The organism is Streptomyces sp. NPDC005402, from assembly GCF_040606575.1.
Lineage (GTDB): Bacteria > Actinomycetota > Actinomycetes > Streptomycetales > Streptomycetaceae > Streptomyces.
Window position 1 is genome coordinate 191,753 of the sequence record NZ_JBEXFB010000007.1, and the last position, 18,748, is coordinate 210,500.

At 71.3% G+C, this 18,748-nt stretch carries 19 protein-coding genes and 1 tRNA gene; 7 read left to right on the forward strand and 13 right to left on the reverse strand.

Going from position 1 to position 18,748, the window contains the following annotated elements; genetic code table 11:
* Window positions 1-5: 5 nt before the first annotated feature.
* Entirely contained in the window at window positions 6-1,166 is a 1,161-nt protein-coding gene (locus tag ABZT02_RS16025) for a serine hydrolase domain-containing protein (RefSeq protein WP_356018334.1), read from the forward strand.
* 13 nt (window positions 1,167-1,179) lie between these two features.
* On the opposite strand, the gene ABZT02_RS16030 is transcribed toward ABZT02_RS16025, so the two are convergent.
* From ABZT02_RS16030 to ABZT02_RS16045, 4 genes are all read right to left on the reverse strand, one after another.
* A complete protein-coding gene (locus ABZT02_RS16030; protein WP_356018336.1) occupies window positions 1,180-1,455 on the reverse strand; it encodes a DUF1876 domain-containing protein in 276 nt (91 codons plus the stop codon).
* A 287-nt stretch (window positions 1,456-1,742) separates the two neighbouring features.
* Window positions 1,743-2,588 (reverse strand): EamA family transporter, encoded by an 846-nt coding sequence (locus ABZT02_RS16035; RefSeq protein ID WP_356018338.1) that lies wholly within the window; start codon window positions 2,586-2,588, stop codon window positions 1,743-1,745.
* Window positions 2,585-3,094 (reverse strand): YbaK/EbsC family protein, encoded by a 510-nt coding sequence (locus ABZT02_RS16040; protein ID WP_356018340.1) that lies wholly within the window; start codon window positions 3,092-3,094, stop codon window positions 2,585-2,587. Before ABZT02_RS16040 ends, ABZT02_RS16035 begins: the two co-directional genes overlap by 4 nt.
* Window positions 3,095-3,136: 42 nt before the next feature.
* Window positions 3,137-3,463 carry a hypothetical protein gene (locus ABZT02_RS16045; protein ID WP_356018342.1) on the reverse strand — a complete coding sequence of 109 codons (327 nt, stop codon included), beginning with the start codon at window positions 3,461-3,463 and terminating at the stop codon, window positions 3,137-3,139.
* Between the two features lie 40 nt (window positions 3,464-3,503).
* Between ABZT02_RS16045 and ABZT02_RS16050 the strand changes: the two genes are divergently transcribed.
* From ABZT02_RS16050 to ABZT02_RS16060, 3 genes are read left to right on the forward strand one after another with little or no spacing between them, the layout of a single operon-like run.
* Window positions 3,504-3,728 (forward strand): type II toxin-antitoxin system VapB family antitoxin, encoded by a 225-nt coding sequence (locus ABZT02_RS16050; protein ID WP_356018344.1) that lies wholly within the window; start codon window positions 3,504-3,506, stop codon window positions 3,726-3,728.
* Window positions 3,725-4,141, forward strand: a complete 417-nt coding sequence (locus ABZT02_RS16055) for a PIN domain-containing protein (RefSeq protein WP_356018347.1) — start codon at window positions 3,725-3,727, stop codon at window positions 4,139-4,141. The genes ABZT02_RS16050 and ABZT02_RS16055 overlap by 4 nt, the downstream gene beginning before the upstream one ends.
* A 42-nt stretch (window positions 4,142-4,183) precedes the next feature.
* Entirely contained in the window at window positions 4,184-4,825 is a 642-nt protein-coding gene (locus ABZT02_RS16060; RefSeq protein ID WP_356018349.1) for a GNAT family N-acetyltransferase, read from the forward strand.
* A 42-nt stretch (window positions 4,826-4,867) separates the two neighbouring features.
* Here ABZT02_RS16060 and ABZT02_RS16065 read toward each other — a convergent pair whose 3' ends face one another.
* Both ABZT02_RS16065 and ABZT02_RS16070 read right to left on the reverse strand, forming a co-directional pair.
* On the reverse strand, window positions 4,868-7,111 hold the full coding sequence (locus tag ABZT02_RS16065; RefSeq protein ID WP_356018351.1) for an MMPL family transporter: 2,244 nt from the start codon (window positions 7,109-7,111) through the stop codon (window positions 4,868-4,870).
* A 119-nt stretch (window positions 7,112-7,230) separates the two neighbouring features.
* On the reverse strand, window positions 7,231-7,833 hold the full coding sequence (locus ABZT02_RS16070) for a TetR/AcrR family transcriptional regulator (RefSeq protein WP_356018353.1): 603 nt from the start codon (window positions 7,831-7,833) through the stop codon (window positions 7,231-7,233).
* A 184-nt stretch (window positions 7,834-8,017) separates the two neighbouring features.
* On the opposite strand from ABZT02_RS16070, the gene ABZT02_RS16075 reads away from it, so the two are divergent.
* Entirely contained in the window at window positions 8,018-11,266 is a 3,249-nt protein-coding gene (locus tag ABZT02_RS16075; protein WP_356018355.1) for a S41 family peptidase, read from the forward strand.
* 110 nt (window positions 11,267-11,376) lie between these two features.
* Here the strand turns inward: ABZT02_RS16075 and ABZT02_RS16080 are convergent, their stop codons facing one another.
* From ABZT02_RS16080 to ABZT02_RS16095, 4 genes are all read right to left on the reverse strand, one after another.
* A complete protein-coding gene (locus tag ABZT02_RS16080; protein ID WP_356018357.1) occupies window positions 11,377-11,622 on the reverse strand; it encodes a hypothetical protein in 246 nt (81 codons plus the stop codon).
* Between the two features lie 88 nt (window positions 11,623-11,710).
* Window positions 11,711-12,595 carry an SDR family oxidoreductase gene (locus ABZT02_RS16085; RefSeq protein WP_356018360.1) on the reverse strand — a complete coding sequence of 295 codons (885 nt, stop codon included), beginning with the start codon at window positions 12,593-12,595 and terminating at the stop codon, window positions 11,711-11,713.
* Window positions 12,592-13,509: an alpha/beta hydrolase gene (locus tag ABZT02_RS16090; RefSeq protein ID WP_356018362.1), complete on the reverse strand. Its 918-nt coding sequence runs from the start codon at window positions 13,507-13,509 to the stop codon at window positions 12,592-12,594. Before ABZT02_RS16090 ends, ABZT02_RS16085 begins: the two co-directional genes overlap by 4 nt.
* Entirely contained in the window at window positions 13,506-15,002 is a 1,497-nt protein-coding gene (locus ABZT02_RS16095; protein WP_356018364.1) for an NAD(P)/FAD-dependent oxidoreductase, read from the reverse strand. The genes ABZT02_RS16090 and ABZT02_RS16095 overlap by 4 nt, the downstream gene beginning before the upstream one ends.
* Window positions 15,003-15,153: 151 nt before the next feature.
* On the opposite strand from ABZT02_RS16095, the gene ABZT02_RS16100 reads away from it, so the two are divergent.
* On the forward strand, window positions 15,154-15,795 hold the full coding sequence (locus ABZT02_RS16100) for a MerR family transcriptional regulator (protein WP_356018366.1): 642 nt from the start codon (window positions 15,154-15,156) through the stop codon (window positions 15,793-15,795).
* On the opposite strand, the gene ABZT02_RS16105 is transcribed toward ABZT02_RS16100, so the two are convergent.
* Complete coding sequence (locus ABZT02_RS16105; protein ID WP_356018368.1) at window positions 15,792-16,595, reverse strand: exodeoxyribonuclease III; 804 nt, start codon at window positions 16,593-16,595, stop codon at window positions 15,792-15,794. The genes ABZT02_RS16100 and ABZT02_RS16105 overlap by 4 nt on opposite strands.
* A gap of 66 nt (window positions 16,596-16,661) precedes the next feature.
* On the opposite strand from ABZT02_RS16105, the gene ABZT02_RS16110 reads away from it, so the two are divergent.
* Window positions 16,662-17,138: a GNAT family N-acetyltransferase gene (locus ABZT02_RS16110; RefSeq protein WP_356018644.1), complete on the forward strand. Its 477-nt coding sequence runs from the start codon at window positions 16,662-16,664 to the stop codon at window positions 17,136-17,138.
* A 60-nt stretch (window positions 17,139-17,198) separates the two neighbouring features.
* Here ABZT02_RS16110 and ABZT02_RS16115 read toward each other — a convergent pair.
* Both ABZT02_RS16115 and glpR read right to left on the reverse strand, forming a co-directional pair.
* A tRNA-Ala gene (locus ABZT02_RS16115) sits at window positions 17,199-17,272 on the reverse strand.
* A gap of 89 nt (window positions 17,273-17,361) precedes the next feature.
* The gene (glpR, locus tag ABZT02_RS16120; protein WP_356018370.1) at window positions 17,362-18,618 is read right to left on the reverse strand and encodes a gephyrin-like molybdotransferase receptor GlpR; all 1,257 of its coding nucleotides are present in this window, start codon (window positions 18,616-18,618) and stop codon (window positions 17,362-17,364) included.
* Between the last annotated feature and the right edge of the window lie 130 nt (window positions 18,619-18,748).

An 18,748-nucleotide genomic window follows, 5' to 3' on the forward strand; every position in this document is an offset into this window, starting at 1 on the left:
CGGACGTGGACGTGAACGGCACAGTCGCCGAGGGCTTCGAGCCGGTCAGGGACGTGTTCGCGCGGAACTTCGAGGCGCTCGGGGACCGGGGCGCGGCGGTCGCCGTGTACCGGGACGGGCGCAAGGTCGTCGACCTGTGGGCCGGCACCAGGGACATCGACGGCACCGAGCCCTGGCGGCACGGCACCGCGCAGGTCGTGCGCTCGGCGACCAAGGGCGTCGCCGCCGCCGTACCCCTGCTGCTGCATCAGCGTGGGGAGCTGGATCTGGACGCGCCGGTGGCGGAGTACTGGCCCGAGTTCAAGGCGCGCGGCAAGGAGCGGGTGCTGGTCCGGCATGTCCTGAACCACCGGGCCGGGCTGCCGGTGATCGACCGTCCGCTCACCCCCGAACAGGCCCTGGACCCGCTGAAGGGACCCGAGGCGGTCGCGGCGCAGGCGCCCGTCTGGGAGCCCGGCACGGACCACGGGTACCACGCGCTGACGTACGGCTGGATGCTGGACGAGCTGGTGCGACGGGTGACCGGGCTCGGGGCCGGTGAGTGGATCGCGCGGGAGATCGCCGGGCCGCTCGGGGCCGAGTTCTGGCTCGGGCTGCCGCAGGAAGAGGAGGCGGCCGGGCGGACGGGCCGGGTGGGCCGTATCGAGGCACCGGAGCCCACCGGCGCCCTGCGCGCCCGTCCCAAGCGGTCCGTCACCGAGGCCTACGACGATCCCGGCTCCCTCACCCGCCGCGCCTTCGCCGCGATCACCCCGTTCCCCGACCAGAACGCACCGGCGTACCGGGCGAGCGCCCTGCCCGCGACCAACGGGATCGCGACGGCCGACGGGCTGGCCCGGATCTACGCGGCGATGGTCGGCGAGGTCGACGGGGTGCGGCTCTTCGACCCGGCCACGGTCGACCTCGCCCGCACCGAGGAGTCGGCGGGCCCCGACCGCGTGCTGGTCGTGAACACCCGGTTCGGTCTTGGCCACATGCTGCACGGCAGCGCGTCGCCGTTCCTCGGCGCGGGCTCCTTCGGGCACCCCGGCCGCGGCGGCTCCCTCGGCTTCGCCGACCCGGAGACGGGTATCGCCTTCGGCTATGTCACCAACGGCTTCCGCAAGACGGTCACGGCGGATCCGAGGGCACAGGCGCTGGTCAGGGCGGTGCGGGCGGCCCTGTAGGGGCTGATACGGCTCAGACGTTGATCGAGTGGGACCTCCGCCCGGACACCTCGTCGATCTCGTCGTGCGCCTTGGTCAGCAGCTGCATCGCGAGTTCGTTCAGCGCCCGCGCCCCCGCGACCTCCTCGCCGACCCGCGGCTGATCGGGGTCGCTGCGGTGGCGGCTGGCGTGTCCGTGCGCCCGTACCTCGGTCCCGTCGGGCAGGCGGACCAGCGCGACCGCCTCCGTGTGCCGTTCGTCCTCCCGGAACTCCAGCTCGATGTGCCATCCCACAGCGGTGTGCGTCATCACGGTCACCTCCGGAAAAACCTCTGCTTCCAGGGTGCTCCTCCCGGAACGCCGATGCACGGGCCGTGGTCCCCGCACAGGCACCGGGTTCCGGCCGGGGCGGGCGCGCCCCGGCCGGACCAGGGCGTCAGCCGTCGGACGCCGGCGACGGCAGTAGGCGCCGGGCACGTCGTTTCGGCGCATGGAGTCCCTCGCGTCCCTCCTCGCGCATCGGCGAAAGTGCAAACAACTGGTCGGCGTCGGACGCGACTTGGGCGGCGCTGGGGAGAGACCTCCGGGACGGACGGCTAACCGGCGTGCAGCATCAGCCCGATGCCCGCGACCAGCAGCCCCGCCGCGACGATCCTCGGCGCTCCGAACCGTTCCTTGAAGAACACGGCGCCGATGGCAGCGCCGACGATGATCGAGGATTCGCGCAGGGCGGCCACGGGGGCGAGTTCGGCCTTGGTCTGGGCCCACAGGACGAGTCCGTACGCGGTCACGGAGAGGGCGGCGCCGAGGAGCCCGACCCCGGCGAACGGCCGTAGTACGCCGACGATCCGACCGCGCCACCGCGACAGGGCGTGGGCCGGGATCACGACCCCCTGCACCGCCATCAGCCAGGCGATGTACCCGAGCGAGGAGCCGGAGGCGCGCACGCCGAGCCCGTCGACGACCGTGTACGCGGCGATGGTCAGCCCGGTCGCCAACGCGGCGCCGATCGCCGACCAGTCGGGCCGGCGGCCGCGCAGCCCCCACAGGGCGACGCCGGTGAGTCCCGCGCAGGACAGGGCGATTCCGGCGGCGGCCCACCCGTCCGGGACCTCGTGCGCGAAGAGGGCGGCCAGCACGGTCACGACCAGCGGTGCGGTGCCGCGCGCGATCGGATAGGCCTGCCCGAAGTCCCCGAGCCGGAAGGACTTCATCAGCAGCGCGTAGTAGGCGATGTGGATGCAGCACGAGACTAGCAGATACGGCCACGCGCCCGCCGCCGGAACCGCAGCGAACGGGATGATCGCCAGCCCGATGAGCATCCCCCCACCCGAGATCAGCGTGAACCCGACCAGCTTGTCGGTGATCCGGTGGGCGATGGCGTTCCAGCCGGCGTGCGTGACCGCGGCGAGGAGAACGGCCGCCGTGACGAGCGGCGTCACGGGGTGCGCTCGCGCACGTCCACGAGAGTGGCGCCCGCGTGGGCGATCAGGTCCCCCGGCGCGATGGGGAACACGGCGTGCGGATCGCCGGCGGCGGCCCACACGACGTCATGGTCGAGCAGCGAACGATCGGCCAGCACCCGGGTCTTCGTACGGTGCCCGAAGGGCGGCACGCCCCCGATGGCATACCCGGTCGTCTCCCGTACGACATCGGCCTTGGCCCGGGTGACCTTCTCGACGCCGAGTTCCCGCCGGACCAGTTCGACGTCGACGCGGGACGCCCCGTCCATCAGCACCAGCACGGGCACCCCGTCCGCCGCGAAGATCAGCGACTTGCAGATCTGGCTGAGCTCGCACCCGATCGCCGCGGCGGCCTCGGCGGCGGTACGGGTGGCGTCCGGGAAGCGGCGGATCCCCGCGGTCAGTTCCTCCAGACCCAGTTCCCGCAGGGCCTCGGCGAAACGGGGGTGGGCGGCCCGGGAGCCGTCGGCGTCGGTGGTCGTCATGCAGGGCACGCTAGCGGTGGGTGTACGGGGCATGCGACCGGGTTAAGGGGTACGTACGCCGGTGAACGCGCCGGCCGTCGAGACGTCCACTTCGGTAGCGATCAGGACGTCCTCGGGGAACCCCGCCTCGATCGGCTCCCGCCCGGAGACGCATCCGGCCACCCCAGCTGAGACGTCCTCCACCAGCCGGAACGCCCGCGCCGCCACGGCAGCTTCGGGCGAGAGCGTGTCCCCCACGAGTTCGCGCAACGCGGCGATGACGGCCCCGGCCCCGAGCAGATCCACCAGCGCGGGCCGCAGGCTCCCGTCGGGCCACAGCTTTCCGTTCCGCAGCGCCCCCAGAAGCCGTCTCCCGAATGTATGAAGCATGGGCTACCTTTGTATGCAGGAGATCCGATGGAGGTGTGCCATGTCCGCGACGCAGATCGACATAGACGACGAAGCGCTTGCCGAGGCGATGCGGCTGTCCGGTGCCAAGACCAAGAAAGAGATGGTCAACCTGGCATTGCGCGAGTACGCCGAGCGGCGGCGCCGCACGGAGGCCCGGCTGCGCTATCTGGAACTGGCCCAGCAATGGGACGAGGACGGATTCTGGCAGCGCCACTCGGCGGAGAAGGGCGTCGCTCGATCGTGATCCGCTACCTGGCCGACTCGACCGCCGTCTGGCGTCTCCAGCGCGACCAGAAGCTCAGTGACCTCTGGGCGCCCGAGGTGAACGACGGAGCGATCGGCTCCTGTGCGGCGCAACGTACAGAATTCCTTCAGTCCGCGCGGAACCTCGACGAGTACGAGCGTATGGCGGACATGTTCGCCTACCTGTATCCAGATGTCGCGGTTCCGAAGAACGCCTGGCGCTGGATCGAGTCCGCCCAGTACCGGCTCGCGCAGCGGGGACAGCACCAGAGTCTCTCCACGGTGGACTGGCTCGTGTGCGCCACCGCCGCGCACCACGGCGTCGTCGTCCTGCACGACGACAACGACTTCCGAGCCGCCGCACACGTCCTCCCGGACCTGAGCGAGCGCAACGTCTTCGCACCCCCGGCCTGAACAGGCGTTCCCGCATCCCCTCAACTCGTGCAGGATGCTGCGATGAACCCACCGTCCGTCCCGTCTCCCGCCGTACGCCCCTACCACCCCCACGACCGCGACGCCGTCGAGGACATCTGCGTCCGCACCGCCCACGTGGGCCAGGACAGCCGCCCCCACTACAAGGACCCCGGCGTCTTCCCCGCGGCCTTCGCGGCGCCGTACGTCCATCTCGAACCGGAGCTGGCCTTCGTGCTGGACGACGGGGAGGGGCGGGCCGTCGGGTACATCGTCGGTACCGCCGACACGCCCCGGTTCGTCGAGGACTACCGGGCCAAGTGGATCCCCCTGGTGGCCGACCGCTATCCGGAGCCCCGCCACGCGCCGCGCACTCCCGACGAGGAGATCGTCGCGCTCCTGCACCGCCCGGAGCGGATGCTCGTGCCCGAAGTCGCCGCCTACCCCGCCCACTTGCACATCGACCTGCTCCCCGACCGGCAGGGCCGCGGGTACGGGCGCGCGCTCATGCAGACCTTCCTGCGCGCGCTGGACGCGCGGGGCGTGGCCGCCGTACATCTCACGATGGTGAGCGCCAACACGCCTGCCCGTGCCTTCTACGACCGTCTCGGCTTCCACGAGATCGCCGTACCGGATCCCGGGCCCGTCACCTTTCTCGGCCGGTCCACGGCAGCAGAAGGCCGGTGAGGGCACCCCCTCACCGGCCGGCTCCCTGTCACACGGCGTGCGTCAGACGCGTACCAGCTCCCGGTCCCCGTCCGGATCCGTGTCCTTCTCGGCCCGGGTGCGCAGTCCCTCGCCCTCGACGTCGACGTTGGGCAGTGCGCGGTCCAGCCACTTCGGCAGCCACCAGGCGCGGCGGCCGAGCAGGGCGAGGACCGCGGGGACGATCGCCATGCGGACCACGAACGCGTCGAAGAAGACGGCGATCGCGAGGCCGAAGCCGATCATCTTGATCATCGACTCGCCGGAGCTGATGAAGCCTCCGAAGACGGCCATCATGATGACCGCGGCGGCGACCACCACCCGGGCGCTGTGCTTGAACCCGGTCACGATGGCCTGGCTCGGGGACTCGCCGTGGACGTACGCCTCGCGCATGCGGGTCACGAGGAAGACCTCGTAGTCCATCGCGAGCCCGAAGACCACGCCCACCATGAAGATCGGCATCATCGACATGATCGGGCCGGTCTCCTCGACGCCGAGCACCCCGCCGAGCCAGCCCCACTGGAAGACCGCGACCACGGCGCCGAGCGCGGCGAGCACCGACAGCAGGAAGCCGAGGGCTGCCTTCAGCGGGACCAGGATCGAGCGGAACACCACGATCAGGAGGAGGAAGGCGAGGCCGACCACCAGGGCCAGGTACGGGATCAGGGCGTCCGAGAGCTTCTGCGAGAAGTCGATGTTCATCGCGGTGGTGCCGGTGACCAGGACGTCCGCGTCCGCCTTGGACGCGACGTCGTCGCGGATGGCGTGCACCAGGTCCTGGGTCTGGGGCGAGGACGGCTTGGAGTGGGGGACGACCGTGATGGTCGCGGTATCGCCGGCCTTGTTGAAGGCCGGCGGGGTGACCGTGACGACGTCGTCGAGGCCCTTGATCCCGTCGGTCACCGTGGCGGCCGCGGCCTTCGGGTCGTCGCTGTCCTTGGCGTCGACCACGATCATCAGAGGTCCGTTGAAGCCGGGCCCGAAGCCCTCCGAGAGGAGGTCGTAGGCGCGGCGCTGGGTCGTGGACGTCGGCTGCGAACCGTCGTCGGGCAGGCCCAGTTCCAACTGGCTGACCGGCAGCGCGACGGCGCCGAGACCGATCACGCCGAGCAGCAGCACGGCGGCCGGGCGGCGGATGACGAAGCTCGCCCAGCGGGTGCCCAGGTTGGGCTTCACCGGCTGCTGGGAAGAGGGCTGCTGAGAAGAGGGCTTCGCGGAAGAGGCGGTCCGCTCAGGAGAGTTGCCGCGCTTCGCGCCCGCCGGGCGGATCCTGCGGCCCGCGTACCCGAGCAGCGCCGGGATCATGGTGAGCGCGATGAGGACGGCGATCACGACCGTGCCCGCCGCGGCGAGGCCCATCTTGGTCAGCATCGGCACGTTGACGACCGAGAGGCCGGCGAGCGCGATCACGACGGTGAGGCCCGCGAAGACCACCGCGGAACCGGCGGTGCCGGTGGCCCGGCCCGCCGCCTCCTCGCGGTCGCGGCCCTCGGCCAGTTCGGCGCGGTAGCGGGAGACGATGAACAGGGCGTAGTCGATGCCGACGGCGAGGCCGATCATCCCCGCGAGTGTGGAGGTGGTGTCGCCGAGGTCGAGCGCCTTGGCGAGGGCGGCGATGGTGGAGACGCCGATCCCGACCCCGATGATCGCCGTCAGCAGCGGCAGCCCCGCCGCGACCAGCGAGCCCAGGGTGATGACCAGGACGACCGCGGCGATGGCGAGACCGACGGCCTCACCGATGGCTCCCGCCTCCGGCTGGGCCTGGAGCGCGTCGCCGCCGACGTCGACGGTCAGCCCGGTGTCCCGGGCCTGGTCGGCGGCCTTCTCCAGGGCGTCCACGGTGGCGTCCTTGAGCTCCATGGCGGGGGCGTCGTAGCGCACCGACGCGTAGGCGACCGTGCCGTCCCTGCTCACCGCGTCGGTGGTGAACGGGTCGGTGACGGAGACGACCTCGGAGCCGTCGCCCAGTTCCTTGACGGTCTTCGCGACGGTCGCCCTGTTGGCGGCGTCCGTCATCTTCTCGCCCTCGGGCGCCTTGAAGACCATGCGCCCGGTCGCGCCGTCGGCGCTGGCCCCCGGGAAACGCTGTTCCAGCAGGTCGAAGGCCTTCTGCGCCTCCGTGCCCGGGATGGAGAAGGAGGTCGATCCGGCGGCGGGCGCACTGAACGCGCCGACGCCGGCGATGGTCAGCAGGGCCACCCACATGAGGGCGACGAAGTGCCGTCGCCGAAAGGCGAGCAGGCCGAGTCGGTAGAGGAAAGTGGCCACGAAGGCGTACTCCCGGTCAGGTCGTGGGGTCCGGGGCGACATGGCCCCAGGGCAGGGATGATCAGCCCGACGACGTGAGCGGTTACGTCAGGTGGAGGGCTTGCTGGGGAGACTGGGGGTCAGTCCGAAACGCCGAGGGCGGGGAGGACCACGGCGTCGATGTACGAAAGCAGGAAGGCCTGCGTCGGCGGCAGCTCGTCGATCATCGTGCGGGCCGCGAAGCCGCCGATCATCATGTGGATCATGAAATCGATCGCCGGGTTGTCGGGGCGCACCTCGCCCCGGTCGATCGCCCGCTGCACCAGTCGGCGGAACTCCGCCATCTCGGGTTCGATGAGGTGCGCGCGGAACGCCTTCAGGAGATCCGGATTGCCGTGGATCGCCATGGCCAGACCCCGCATGAGCGCGGAGTTCTGCTCCATCGTGCAGTCGTCCGAGCGCATGGTGAGGGCGTGCAGGTCGCCCCTGAGGGATCCGGTGTCGATCTCGTCGAGACCGATACCGCCCGGCTTGCTGTGCCGCACCGCCTTCGCCACCAGCTCGGCCTTGCCGCCCCACTGGCGGTAGAGCGTGGCCTTGCTGGAACGGGTGCGGGCGGCGACGGCGTCCATGGTGACGGCGTCGTAGCCGACCTCCCGGAGCAGTTCGAGCACGGCCTCGTACAGCTCGGCCTCGCGCTCGGGGGTGATACGGCTGCGACGCGTGGTCGAGACCTCGGTCATGTCACTCACCCTTTCCGCTCCGGGACTTGGAACGACACTGTTTCGTACGACACGAATGTAGCGCATCCGCCAGCGAAACGAAACGGTTTCGTTCGTGTGGTGGGTCACCCGGGTTCGCCGCCGTTTATATCCGCCCCATTTTTCATAAGTTGCTCCGGTCCATCCCCGGGAAAAGCATGGGGAGGTGAGCTATCTGCGCCTTCCGCATCTGAGCGGCGACCTGTTGTGCTTCGTGGCCGAGGACGACCTCTGGCTGGCCCCTCTCGACGGCCCGGGCCGCGCCTGGCGCCTGACCGTCGACCGCACCAAGGTCGGCCATCCCCGCTTCTCGCCCGACGGCCGCCACCTCGCGTACACGAGCTGGCGCAGTCTCGTGCCCGAGATCCACCTCGCGGACGTGGACGGCGGGCCGGGCCGCCGGCTCACGTACTGGGGCTCGACGGACACCCAGGTGTGCGGCTGGACCCCCCAGGGGACGATCCTCGCCGTCGCCTCCCACGGCGAGCCCTTCTCCTACTTCACCTGGGCGTACAAGGTGCCCACCGACGGCTCCCCCGGCCACAGGCTCCCCTGGGGCCCGGTCGCCGACATCCAGGTCGCCGACCGCAGGACCCTTCTGCTCACCGGCACCCCGCCGCACGAACCGGCCGCCTGGAAGCGCTACCGGGGCGGCGCCACGGGCCGCCTCTGGCTGCACGGCGAACGCCTGCTGCCCGACCTCGGCGGCCACCTCCACTCCCCCATGTTCGTCGGCGACCGGATCGCCTTCCTCTCCGACCACGAGGGCGTCGGCAACCTCTACTCGTGCGCCCCCGACGGCTCCGACCTGCGCCGCCACACCGACCACGACTCCTTCTACGCCCGGCACGCCTCCAGCGACGGCACCCGGGTGGTGTACCAGTGCGCGGGCGACCTGTGGATCGTCGACGACCTCTCGTCCGCCGAGCCGCGCCGGCTCGACGTACGACTGGGCGGACCGGGCGCGGGACGCCGTACCTACCAGGTGCCCGCCGCCCAGCACGTCGACGGCATCTCGGTCGACGAGACGGGCCGCGCGAGCGCGGTCGTCGTCCGCGGCAGCCTGTACTGGCTGACCCACCGGGACGGCCCGGCCCGCACGATCACCGACACCCCGGGGGTACGGGTCCGGCTCCCGGAGATGCTCGGTTCCGTCGGCCAGGTCGCCTATGTGACGGACGCGGAGGGCGAGGACGCCGTGGAGATCGCCTATCTGCCGCGGGCGACCGGTGACCGCGAGCCGCGACGGTTGGCCTCCGGCGAGCTGGGCCGGGTCCTGGAGCTGGTGTCGGACCCGACGGGCGAGCGCCTGGCCCTCGCCTCGCACGACGGACGGCTGCTCCTGATCACGGTGTCCGAAAATGCGGCTGACGCCGCTGGCACGGAGGACTCCGACGGCGAGGTCACCGAGCTCATCCGCTCGGTCAACGGCCCGGTCCGCGACCTCGCCTTCTCCCCGGACGGCACCTGGCTGACGTGGTCGCATCCGGGGATCGGCCGCTCACTGCGCCAGATCAAGATGGCCCGCATCAAGGACCGCCTGATCGTCGACGTGACGAACGGCCGCTTCGAGGACGAGAACCCGGTGTTCACCCGGGACGGCCGCTACCTGGCGTTCCTCTCCTGGCGCGGCTTCGACCCGGTGTACGACGTCCACACCGGAGACCTGTCCTTCCCGCTCGGCTGCCGCCCCTACCTGGTCCCGCTGTCCTCGGCGACCCCCTCCCCCTTCGCGCTGAACCCCGAGGGCCGGCCCGCCGCCGGAGGGCTGGACCCGGCCTCCGACGACGAGGGCGGGGAAGGCGCCGACCACAGTGCCGTCACGGTCGAGATCGAGGGCCTGGAGAGCCGGGTCACCCCCTTCCCGGTCCCCGCCTCCAAGTACTCGGCGCTGCACCCGGTCGCGGGCGGCGGCCTGCTCTGGCTGCGCTGGCCCATCTCGGGCGCGCTCGGCGAGACCTTCGTCAACTCGGACGACACCTCCGAGCGCCCCACCCTCGAACACTTCGCCATCAGCAAGGCGAAGAAGACCGAACTCGTCGAGCATCTGGACTGGTTCGCGGTCAGCGGCGACGGCTCCCGGCTGGTCCTCGTCGACGAGGGCGACCTGCGCGCGACCCCCGCGACGGAGTCCGGCGACAGCGACTCGACCGTCTGGATCGACCTGCGCCGCATCCTGCACGAGGTCGACCCGGCAGCCGAGTGGCGCCAGGCCTACGAGGAGGCGGGCCGCCTGATCCGGGCGTACTTCTGGGAACCGGGGATGTGCGGCATCGACTGGGACGCGGTGCTCGACCAGTACCGCCCGCTGCTCGACCGGATCGCCTCCCCCGACGAGTTCGCCGACCTCCTGCGCGAGGTCCTCGGCGAACTCGGCACCTCCCACGCCTACGTCACCGCCGCCCGCCGCAACGAAGGCCCACCCCACTACCAGCGCCGCCAGGGCCTGCTGGGCGCCAACTTCGTCCTCAGGGACGGCGGTTGGACGGTCCGGCGGATCCTGCCCGGCGACTCCTCGGACTCCAAGGCCCGCTCCCCGCTGGCCGGCACCGGTATCCGCGAGGACGCGGTCCTCACCCACGTCGACGGCCGCCCGGTCGACCCGGTCACGGGCCCGTATCCGCTGCTCGCGGCGGCGGGCGGTACGACGGTGGAGCTGACGTTCACCCCGGCGGAGGGCGAAGGCAGGGCCCGCCGGGTGGCGGTGGTCCCGCTCCTCGACGAACGCCCCCTGCGCTACCAGGACTGGGTCGCCAAACGCCGGGCTGTCGTAAGGGAGTTGAGCGGCGGCCGGTGCGGCTATCTGCACATCCCCGACATGGGCGGCTCGGGCTGGGCCCAGTTCAACCGGGACCTGCGCATGGAGGTCTCCCGCCCCGCCCTCATCGTCGACGTACGCGGCAACGCGGGCGGCCACATCAGCGAACTGGTGGTGGAGAAGCTGAGCCGCACGATCCTCGGCTGGGACCTGACGCGAAACGCCCAGCCGGTGTCGTACGCCTCGAACGCCCCGCGCGGCCCCGTGGTGGCCCTGGCCGACGAGGCGACCTCCTCGGACGGCGACATGATCACGGCGGCCTTCAAACTGCTGAAGCTCGGCCCGGTGGTGGGCCAGCGCACCTGGGGCGGAGTGGTCGGCATGACCGGCCGCCACCAGCTCGGCGACGGCACGGTGATCACGGTTCCGATGAACGCGGCCTGGTTCGACGCCTACGGCTGGTCGATCGAGAACCAGGGCGTCACCCCGGACCTGGAGATCCTCCGCACGCCCCTGGACTGGGCGGAGGGCCGCCACGCCCAACTGGACGACGCGGTACAGCTCGCCCTGGACCTGCTGGAGACGAATCCCCCGGCGACACCGCCGGACTACCGGCACGTACCGGACAGGTCGAGGCCGAAGCTGCCGCCCAGGTGAGTGCTTTCGGGGGGCGGGGAACTGCGCGAGAAACCCCACCGCCGGCAGCCACACACAAACGCACAGGGTGCCCTCCCCGAAGGAGAGGGCACCCTGCACTCAAGCAGTGACTACATGTCGAAGTCGGGGTCGAGCCGCTCCTGCTCCTCGCGCCGGAGCCGCTCGCTCTCCTCGTCCCGCATGCGGTCGCGGTCCGGGCCCTGGCCCTTACGCTCCGGGTTCTGACCCGGTCGGTCCGGGCCCTGGCCCTGACCCTGACGACCACGCTGGGCCTGCTCCCGGCCCTCCTGGGCCTTCTGCTTGGCCTGCTGCTGCCACTGCTCGGACTTGTCCTGGAACTGGTCCTTCATACCCATGTGGGTTCACTCCCGTGGGGGTGAGGGGAAGAGCCCCTGGCCGGGGCCTCGACCAGATTCACACGCCCGGACAAAGAACGCATTTCGATCAGTTACGGTGCGTAGCGCGAGCCTCCTCGTCCGCCGCCCCACCTGCACCGACGAGTCCCACCCTCATGCCCTCCAAGCGCTGCCCGAAGCGCCGCATCTCCCGCTGCCCGACGGTTCCGATGAGCCCCGGCAGATATCCGCGCATGCCCTGCATCCCGCGCAGCCATCCCTGGCCGTACACATGGCTCGACCGGCGCTCGATCCCGGCCACGATCCGCTCGACGGCCGGCCCCAGCGGATAGGTCTTGTTGGCCGGCCACGGCAGCCGCTGCCGGAGCTCCCGCATGACGTCGTCCTGGTCGGCCCCACGCACCATGTCGGTGTCGGTCCACGACAGATACCCGACCCCGACCCGCACGCCCTTGTGCCCGACCTCGGCCCGCAGACTGTGCGCGAACGCCTCCACACCGGACTTGGAGGCGCAGTACGCGGTCATCATCGGTGCCGGGGTGATCGCCGCGAGGGAGGCGATCTGGAGCAGATAGCCCCGGCTCTCCATCAGCACCGGCAGGAACGCCCGCGCGGTGACGGCCGATCCGATGAGGTTGACCTCGATCACCCGCCGCCACGCCTCCGGATCGGAGTCGACGAAGGGCCCGCCGGTGGCGACCCCGGCGTTGGCGACCACGATGTCGACCTTCCCGAACCGCGCCTTGACCTCCTGCGCGACCCGGGCCATCGCCGCGTGGTCGGTGACGTCGGCGTACCAGTGGTCGCTGTCGCCGTGCAGCCGCTCGGAGAGCTGCTTGAGCGCGTCCGGTTCGAGGCCGACCAGCGCGACCTTCGCCCCGCGCGCCGACAGCTTGCGGGCGAGCAGTTCGCCCACGCCCCGCGCGGCTCCCGTGACGACCGCGACCTGTCCTTCGAGTCCGACCCTGCTCATGCGCCCTCCTTGACCTGGACGTACGTGGTGACGAGTTCCCGGATCCGCGCGCTGACCGGCTCGGGCGCCTCGACCGGAGTCATGTGGCCCACGCCGGCCAGTTCGGTGACCCCGAGGCAGTTCGGCAGCGCGGCCGCCAACCGGTGTGCGTGCACGGGCGGGGTGAGCCGGTCGGCCGTGCCGACGACGACGGCCGTCGGCACGGTGAGCTGCCGTACCCCGTGATCCAGGTCGAGCAGATCCAGCACCTGCGACCAGGCGTAGCGCACCTTGCGGGGGCACGCGTGCACGATCCGCGCGCACGCCTCCACCATGTGCGGGGCCGAACCGGGGCCCATCGTCCCGTACTTGAGGATCCGCAGGGCGAGCGGCGTGACCGGCCCGAGCGGCCCCCGCGCCCCGAGGACGTGCCGGGTCAGCCAGGTGCGCAGCCGCCCGGCCCGGATCGGTACGACGGTCGACTCGGCGACCAGCCGCGACGAACCGGTGCTGCACAGCAGGACGGCGGCCGCGTGCGCCCGGAACGCGGGACGCCCGGCGGCGGCCATGACGGTCATCCCGCCCATGGAGTGACCGACGACCACCGCCTTCTCCCCTGCCCCGAGGGTCGCCTCCAGCACGGCTTCGAGGTCGTCGGCGAGTCCGTCCGCACTGCAGGCGGGGCTCGCCGGACTGCGTCCGTGGCCGCGCTGGTCGTACGCGATGACCCGGTGGTCCACGGCGAGTTCACGGATCTGGGCGGCCCAGAAGGCGGTGGAGCAGGTCCAGCCGTGCGCGAGGACGACGGGGGGCGCGCCCTCAAGGCCGTGCACCTCCACGTGCAGGCGAGCGCCGTCGGCGGAGAAGGCGGTGAGCTCGCGCGCCGGGGCGGGCGGGGCGTACGGCCCGGAGACGACATGCGTCCGACGGCTCATACGGCACTCGCCTCCGCGTGCGCCGGCACCCGCAGCACCTCGTACTCGGCGAGATCCACCCGCCGGGTCGCCCGCCGGAACTCGGTCGTCGTACCGGGCCAGATGGTGCTGTTGCGGCCGTTCGCGTCCAGGTACCAGCTGGTGCAGCCGCCGGTGTTCCACACCGTGCGCTCCATGCGCTCCTGCACCCTGTGGTTCCAGGCCGCCACGGCGGCAGGACGCGCGTCGAGGGCCACCCGCCCCCCGAGCACATCGAGCTGCCGCACGAAGTCGGCCAGGTAGTTCAGCTGGGACTCGATCATGAGGATCATCGAGGAGTTCCCGAGGCCGGTGTTGGGCCCGATGATGGTCATCAAGTTGGGGAAGCCGGCGGCGGAGGCACCGCGCAGCGCCTCCATCCCGCCCTTCCACGCCTCGGCGAGCGTCCGCCCGTCCGCGCCGACGACCCGGTCGGCGATCGGCATGTCGGTGACGTGGAAGCCCGTACCGAAGACGATCGCGTCGACCTCGGCCTCGGTGCCGTCGGCGGCGACGAGTGTCGACCCCTCGACGCGGCTGAGCCCGCTCGCGACCACGTCCACGTTGGGCTGGGCCAGCGCCGGGTAGTACGTGCTGCTCAGCAGGATCCGCTTGCAGCCGATGCGGTAGTCGGGGGTGAGCTTGGCGCGCAGCGCCGGGTCCTTGATGGCACGGGCCATGTTCCGCTTGGCGAGCTGCTCCACGGCACCGAGCTCGTTCGGGCGCTTGGTGAACGCCTGGACCTGCAACTCCCTGATGCCCCACAGCAGTCCGCGCCGGAGCTGGGTGGTGAAGGGCAGCTGCCGGTGCAGCCGGCGCTCGGCGCCGCTGATCGCCCGGTCCATGCGGGGCATCACCCAGGGCGGGGTGCGCTGGAACAGCGTGACGCTCTGGGCGAGCGGCTGGATGGCCGGGACGATCTGGATGGCCGAGGCGCCGGTCCCGACCATGGCGACCCGCTTGCCGCGCAGGTCGTAGTCGTGGTCCCAGCGGGCGGAGTGGAAGACCTTGCCGGGGAAGGAGTCGAGCCCGGGGATGTCGGGGATCCTGGGATCGGAGAGCGGCCCGGTGGCGGAGACGACGAAGTCGGCCGAGAGCCTGCCACCGGCGGTCTCGATGTCCCAGCGCAGCTTCTCGCTGTCCCAGGTCATCCGCTGCACCTCGGAGTTGAGGCGGATGTGCGGGCGGAGCCGGAAGACGTCCGTCACATGCTCCAGATAGGCGCGGATGTGCTCCTGCCCGGAGAAGGTGCGCGGCCAGTCCGGGTTGGGCGCGAAGGAGAACGAGTACAGATGGGACGGCACATCGCAGGCACATCCCGGATAGCTGTTGTCCCGCCAGGTACCGCCCACACTGCCGGCCCGCTCCAGCACGACGAAGTCGGTGACGCCCTCCCGCCGCAGCCGCACGGCGGCCCCGAGCCCGCCGAACCCGGACCCGACCACCGCCACCCGCACATGCTCGTGTTCGGCCATGCCGACGCCCTTCCCTGCACGACTCTGCCAGTGAACACTGGCGCAATGGGAGGGTAGAGCAGCTCCGTACCGATGGGTAGGGGTCGGGGGAAGGACGTTGACATCAGTGGCTACCGCCACGGGTACCCGGGGTACGACATAAAGTTCGGGCGTGACGGAGAAGCGCGAATACCGCATGGAGGAACTGGCCCGCCTGGCCGGCATCACAGTGCGCACCCTGCGCTTCTACCGCGAACGCAAACTCATCCCGCCCCCTCGCCGCGAGGGCCGCATCGCCTGGTACGACGACCACCACCTGGCCCGCCTGCGCACGATCGCGGCACTCCTGGAGCGCGGCCACACCCTCACCGGCATCGCGGAACTCGCCGAGGCCCTGGACCACGGCCGTGACGTCGCCGACGTACTGGGGGTCGTGCCGACCGAGGAGGAACCGGTCCGCCTCACCCCCGAGGAACTCGCCGCCCGCTTCGAGGGCGAGGTCACCCCGGAGAACCTCGCGGCCGCACTCGACCTCGGCTACCTCGGCACCGACGGCGACGAGATCGTCCACATCAGCCGCCGCCTCCTGGACGTCTCCTCCGAACTCGTCCGCGAGGGCATCCCCCTGGAAGAGGTCCTGGCGGCCGGCAAACGGGTCCGCGAGCACGTGGACGACCTGGCGGAGATGTTCGCCGAGCTCGTCCTGCGCCACGCGGGCGAGGACGACCTCCACCGCCTGCGGCCGCTGGCCCGGAGCGTGGTGGAGGCGGAGCTGTCACTGGCGCTGGACCGGCGGCTGCGGAAACGGGACTAGAGGTCGTAGACGACCGTCACGGGAGCGTGGTCCGACCAGCGCTCGGCGTGCGTGGCAGCGCGCTCCACGAACCCCTTGACCGCCTTGGCGGCGAGGCCGGGCGTGGAGAAGTGGTAGTCGATGCGCCAACCTGTGTTGCGGTCAAAGGCCTGGCCCCGGTAGGACCACCACGAGTACGGCCCCTCCACATCCGGATGCAGCGACCGTACGACGTCGACGTATCCGCCGTCGGCGGGGTCGAGCACCCGGCTCAGCCAGGCCCGCTCCTCCGGCAGGAACCCGGAGCTCTTCTGGTTGGCGCGCCAGTTCTTGAGGTCGGCCTGCTGGTGGGCGATGTTCCAGTCGCCGCAGACGACGACTTCGCGGCCGTCGGCGGCGGCGCGAACCCGCAGGTCCTTCAGGTACACGAGGAACTCGTCCATGAAGCGCACCTTCTCGTCCTGCCGCTCGGTGCCGACCTCGCCGGAGGGCAGGTAGAGGGAGGCCACGGTGACACCGGGCAGGTCGGCCTCGACGTACCGCCCGCTGGTGTCGAACTCCGCCGACCCGAACCCGATCCGGACCCGGTCGGGCTCGCGGCGGGTGTAAAGGGAGACACCGGCACGCCCCTTGGCGGCGGCGGGCGCGTGCACGACATGCCAGCCCTCGGGAGCGCGAACGCTCTCGGGCAGCTGCTGCGGCTCGGCACGCACCTCCTGCAGGCACAGCACGTCGGCGGAGGTGTCGGCGAGCCACTCCACGAAGCCCTTCTTCGCGGCGGCACGCAGCCCGTTCACATTGGCGGAGGTCACAGTGAGCACCCGGGAACGATACCGGCACACTGGACCGGACCCAGTTGTGGACCTGATCGATTCGTGGGGATGAACATGCACATACGCCAGGTCGCCTTCGACCACCCGGACGCCGTGAAGCTGAACGACCAGGTACAGGCCGAGTACCACGTCCGTTACGGCGACGGCGGCGACGCCACGACCCTGGCACCGGAGGACTTCGAGCCCCCGAACGGCGTCTACCTGATCGCGTACGACGAGACCGACGCCCCCGTGGCCACGGGCGGCTGGCGCGCCCAGGACGCCAACGGCGAGGGCAACCTGAACGGCGACGCCGAGCTCAAGCGCATGTACGTCGTCGACGCGGCGCGCGGCCGGGGTCTGGCCCGCCGCATCCTCACCGCCCTGGAGGACCACGCCCGCGCGGCCGGCCGCAGCCGCATGGTCCTGGAGACCGGCACCAAGCAGCCGGAGGCCATCGCCCTCTACACGTCCAGCGGTTACGAACCCTGCGTGAAGTTCGGCTACTACCGCTTCCACGAAGAGAGCCGCTGCTACGCGAAGGCACTGTGAGGACGCCGGACACATGACAGAAGACCCGCTCCTGAATCAGGAGCGGGTCTTCATGATGCGTGGACCTGTGGGGATTTGAACCCCAGACCCCCTCGATGCGAACGAGGTGCGCTACCAGACTGCGCCACAGGCCCTTGCAACGAGTGAAACTCTAGCATCCCCGTCCGGGTGCTTGGAAATCCGTTCCGGGCTGGTCAGAGCGCGGCGATTCCGACGCCGTCCGTCACTCGTTCGCCGCGCGCGGCCGCTCGCCTTCCTCGTACTGGTCGAAGAGCGGGGTACGGCCACGCTCGCGTGCCCGGCGTGCGGAGGCGGCGCGACGGGCGTCGGTGCGACCGTCCGCCGAGGGCGTGTCGTCCGCGTCGGCGGACGGGTCCTCCGATCCCCCGTCCTCCGCGACGGGCGCCGCGTCCTGGCCGGAGTGCTCGGGGGCCACGGCGCTGGACCGGGCCGAACTCCACGCGTCCGGCGCGCCGAGGTCCACGTCCGAGGTGGCCCGCGGAGCGACCGGCGCGGTCACGTACGTCGGCAACGGCACCGGCACCGGGTCCCAGCTGTCCCCGTGCCCCGGCCTGCGCTGCCGTTCGCGCTGCTGGTCGACCCACTCGGCGTGGTCGGTCTGCTCAACGAGGGCGCGCCGGTCGGCGGCGAGGGCGGAGAGGCCGGGATCGGTTTCCGCGCCTGGTCCCTCGTCCGGTTCGTCGGCGTCCGCGGCAGTGCTCACGGACGCGCGCCGGCGCGGCTGGCGGGCCCGCTCCCGCAGGTGCTGGGCGGCGAGCTCGGCCCGGCGCCGGTCCATCTGGTAGGCGAAGCGGCGGCGTTCCTGGGAGCGCAGGTACGCGATGTACGCGCTGAGCATCACCGCGGGGACGCCGGGCGCCCACAGGAAGGCGAGTCCTCCGACGGCGGCGACGATCGCGCCGAGCGTAAAGGCGAGGAAGAGCATCACCGTCGTACGCCGTCGGCGTGCGAGTACCTTCACACGCCGCGCGCGCGCCGCGGCCGCCTCGGCGGCGGCCGTGCGGCGGGCGGCGGACGCGGGTGTCTGCTTGCGCGTCGGGGCGCCGCCGTGTTCGGGCGCGTTCGTTTTCGCGCGGGCCGGGTCGCCGTGCCCCGTTTCCCTCTCGGCTTTCCGCGCGGGCTCGCGCGTCGCCTCCCGGCGCTCCGAAGCCGACGGCTGGACCGTCGCCTGGGTCTGCGGACGGGTCGGAGGCATGGCGAAGGCCCGGACGTCCACCGAGTCGGTGACGGCATCCGGTTCGTCGGCGCCGTGCTCCCCCTCGTCGGTGGAGCGCGCGCGCAGGTCCTTGGCGTACCGACGCTCCATGCCCGCCCGTCCGGAAAGCAACCGGATGGCGGTGCTGAAGCGTTCCGTCGGACGGGCCTCGTTCAGCTCGTCCTGCCTACGGAGCCACATAGGCACCAAGTAGGCGGCCCAGGCCCCGACAATGACTGCGTAGATGAGGCCGCTGCTGCTCACGCCTCACACGGTAGAGGGGTTTGCGTGAGGCCATCTGCCAATTGCGCCGGTGTGTCGCACGATCTGGCTGATATTTCGAGCTTTTTTTGTGACCGATCCGATCAGCAGACCGCCTCAGTCGTGAATTCAA

What these genes read in the sequence shown, in the direction of transcription:
- ABZT02_RS16030 (WP_356018336.1), bottom strand. Translation starts at nt 1,455, where the DNA reads ATGACGCACACCGCTGTGGGATGGCACATCGAGCTGGAGTTCCGGGAG.
- ABZT02_RS16040 (WP_356018340.1), bottom strand. Translation starts at nt 3,094, where the DNA reads ATGACGACCACCGACGCCGACGGCTCCCGGGCCGCCCACCCCCGTTTC.
- ABZT02_RS16045 (WP_356018342.1), bottom strand. Translation starts at nt 3,463, where the DNA reads ATGCTTCATACATTCGGGAGACGGCTTCTGGGGGCGCTGCGGAACGGA.
- ABZT02_RS16050 (WP_356018344.1), top strand. Translation starts at nt 3,504, where the DNA reads ATGTCCGCGACGCAGATCGACATAGACGACGAAGCGCTTGCCGAGGCG.
- ABZT02_RS16060 (WP_356018349.1), top strand. Translation starts at nt 4,184, where the DNA reads ATGAACCCACCGTCCGTCCCGTCTCCCGCCGTACGCCCCTACCACCCC.
- ABZT02_RS16070 (WP_356018353.1), bottom strand. Translation starts at nt 7,833, where the DNA reads ATGACCGAGGTCTCGACCACGCGTCGCAGCCGTATCACCCCCGAGCGC.
- ABZT02_RS16080 (WP_356018357.1), bottom strand. Translation starts at nt 11,622, where the DNA reads ATGGGTATGAAGGACCAGTTCCAGGACAAGTCCGAGCAGTGGCAGCAG.
- ABZT02_RS16085 (WP_356018360.1), bottom strand. Translation starts at nt 12,595, where the DNA reads ATGAGCAGGGTCGGACTCGAAGGACAGGTCGCGGTCGTCACGGGAGCC.
- ABZT02_RS16090 (WP_356018362.1), bottom strand. Translation starts at nt 13,509, where the DNA reads ATGAGCCGTCGGACGCATGTCGTCTCCGGGCCGTACGCCCCGCCCGCC.
- ABZT02_RS16095 (WP_356018364.1), bottom strand. Translation starts at nt 15,002, where the DNA reads ATGGCCGAACACGAGCATGTGCGGGTGGCGGTGGTCGGGTCCGGGTTC.
- ABZT02_RS16110 (WP_356018644.1), top strand. Translation starts at nt 16,662, where the DNA reads ATGCACATACGCCAGGTCGCCTTCGACCACCCGGACGCCGTGAAGCTG.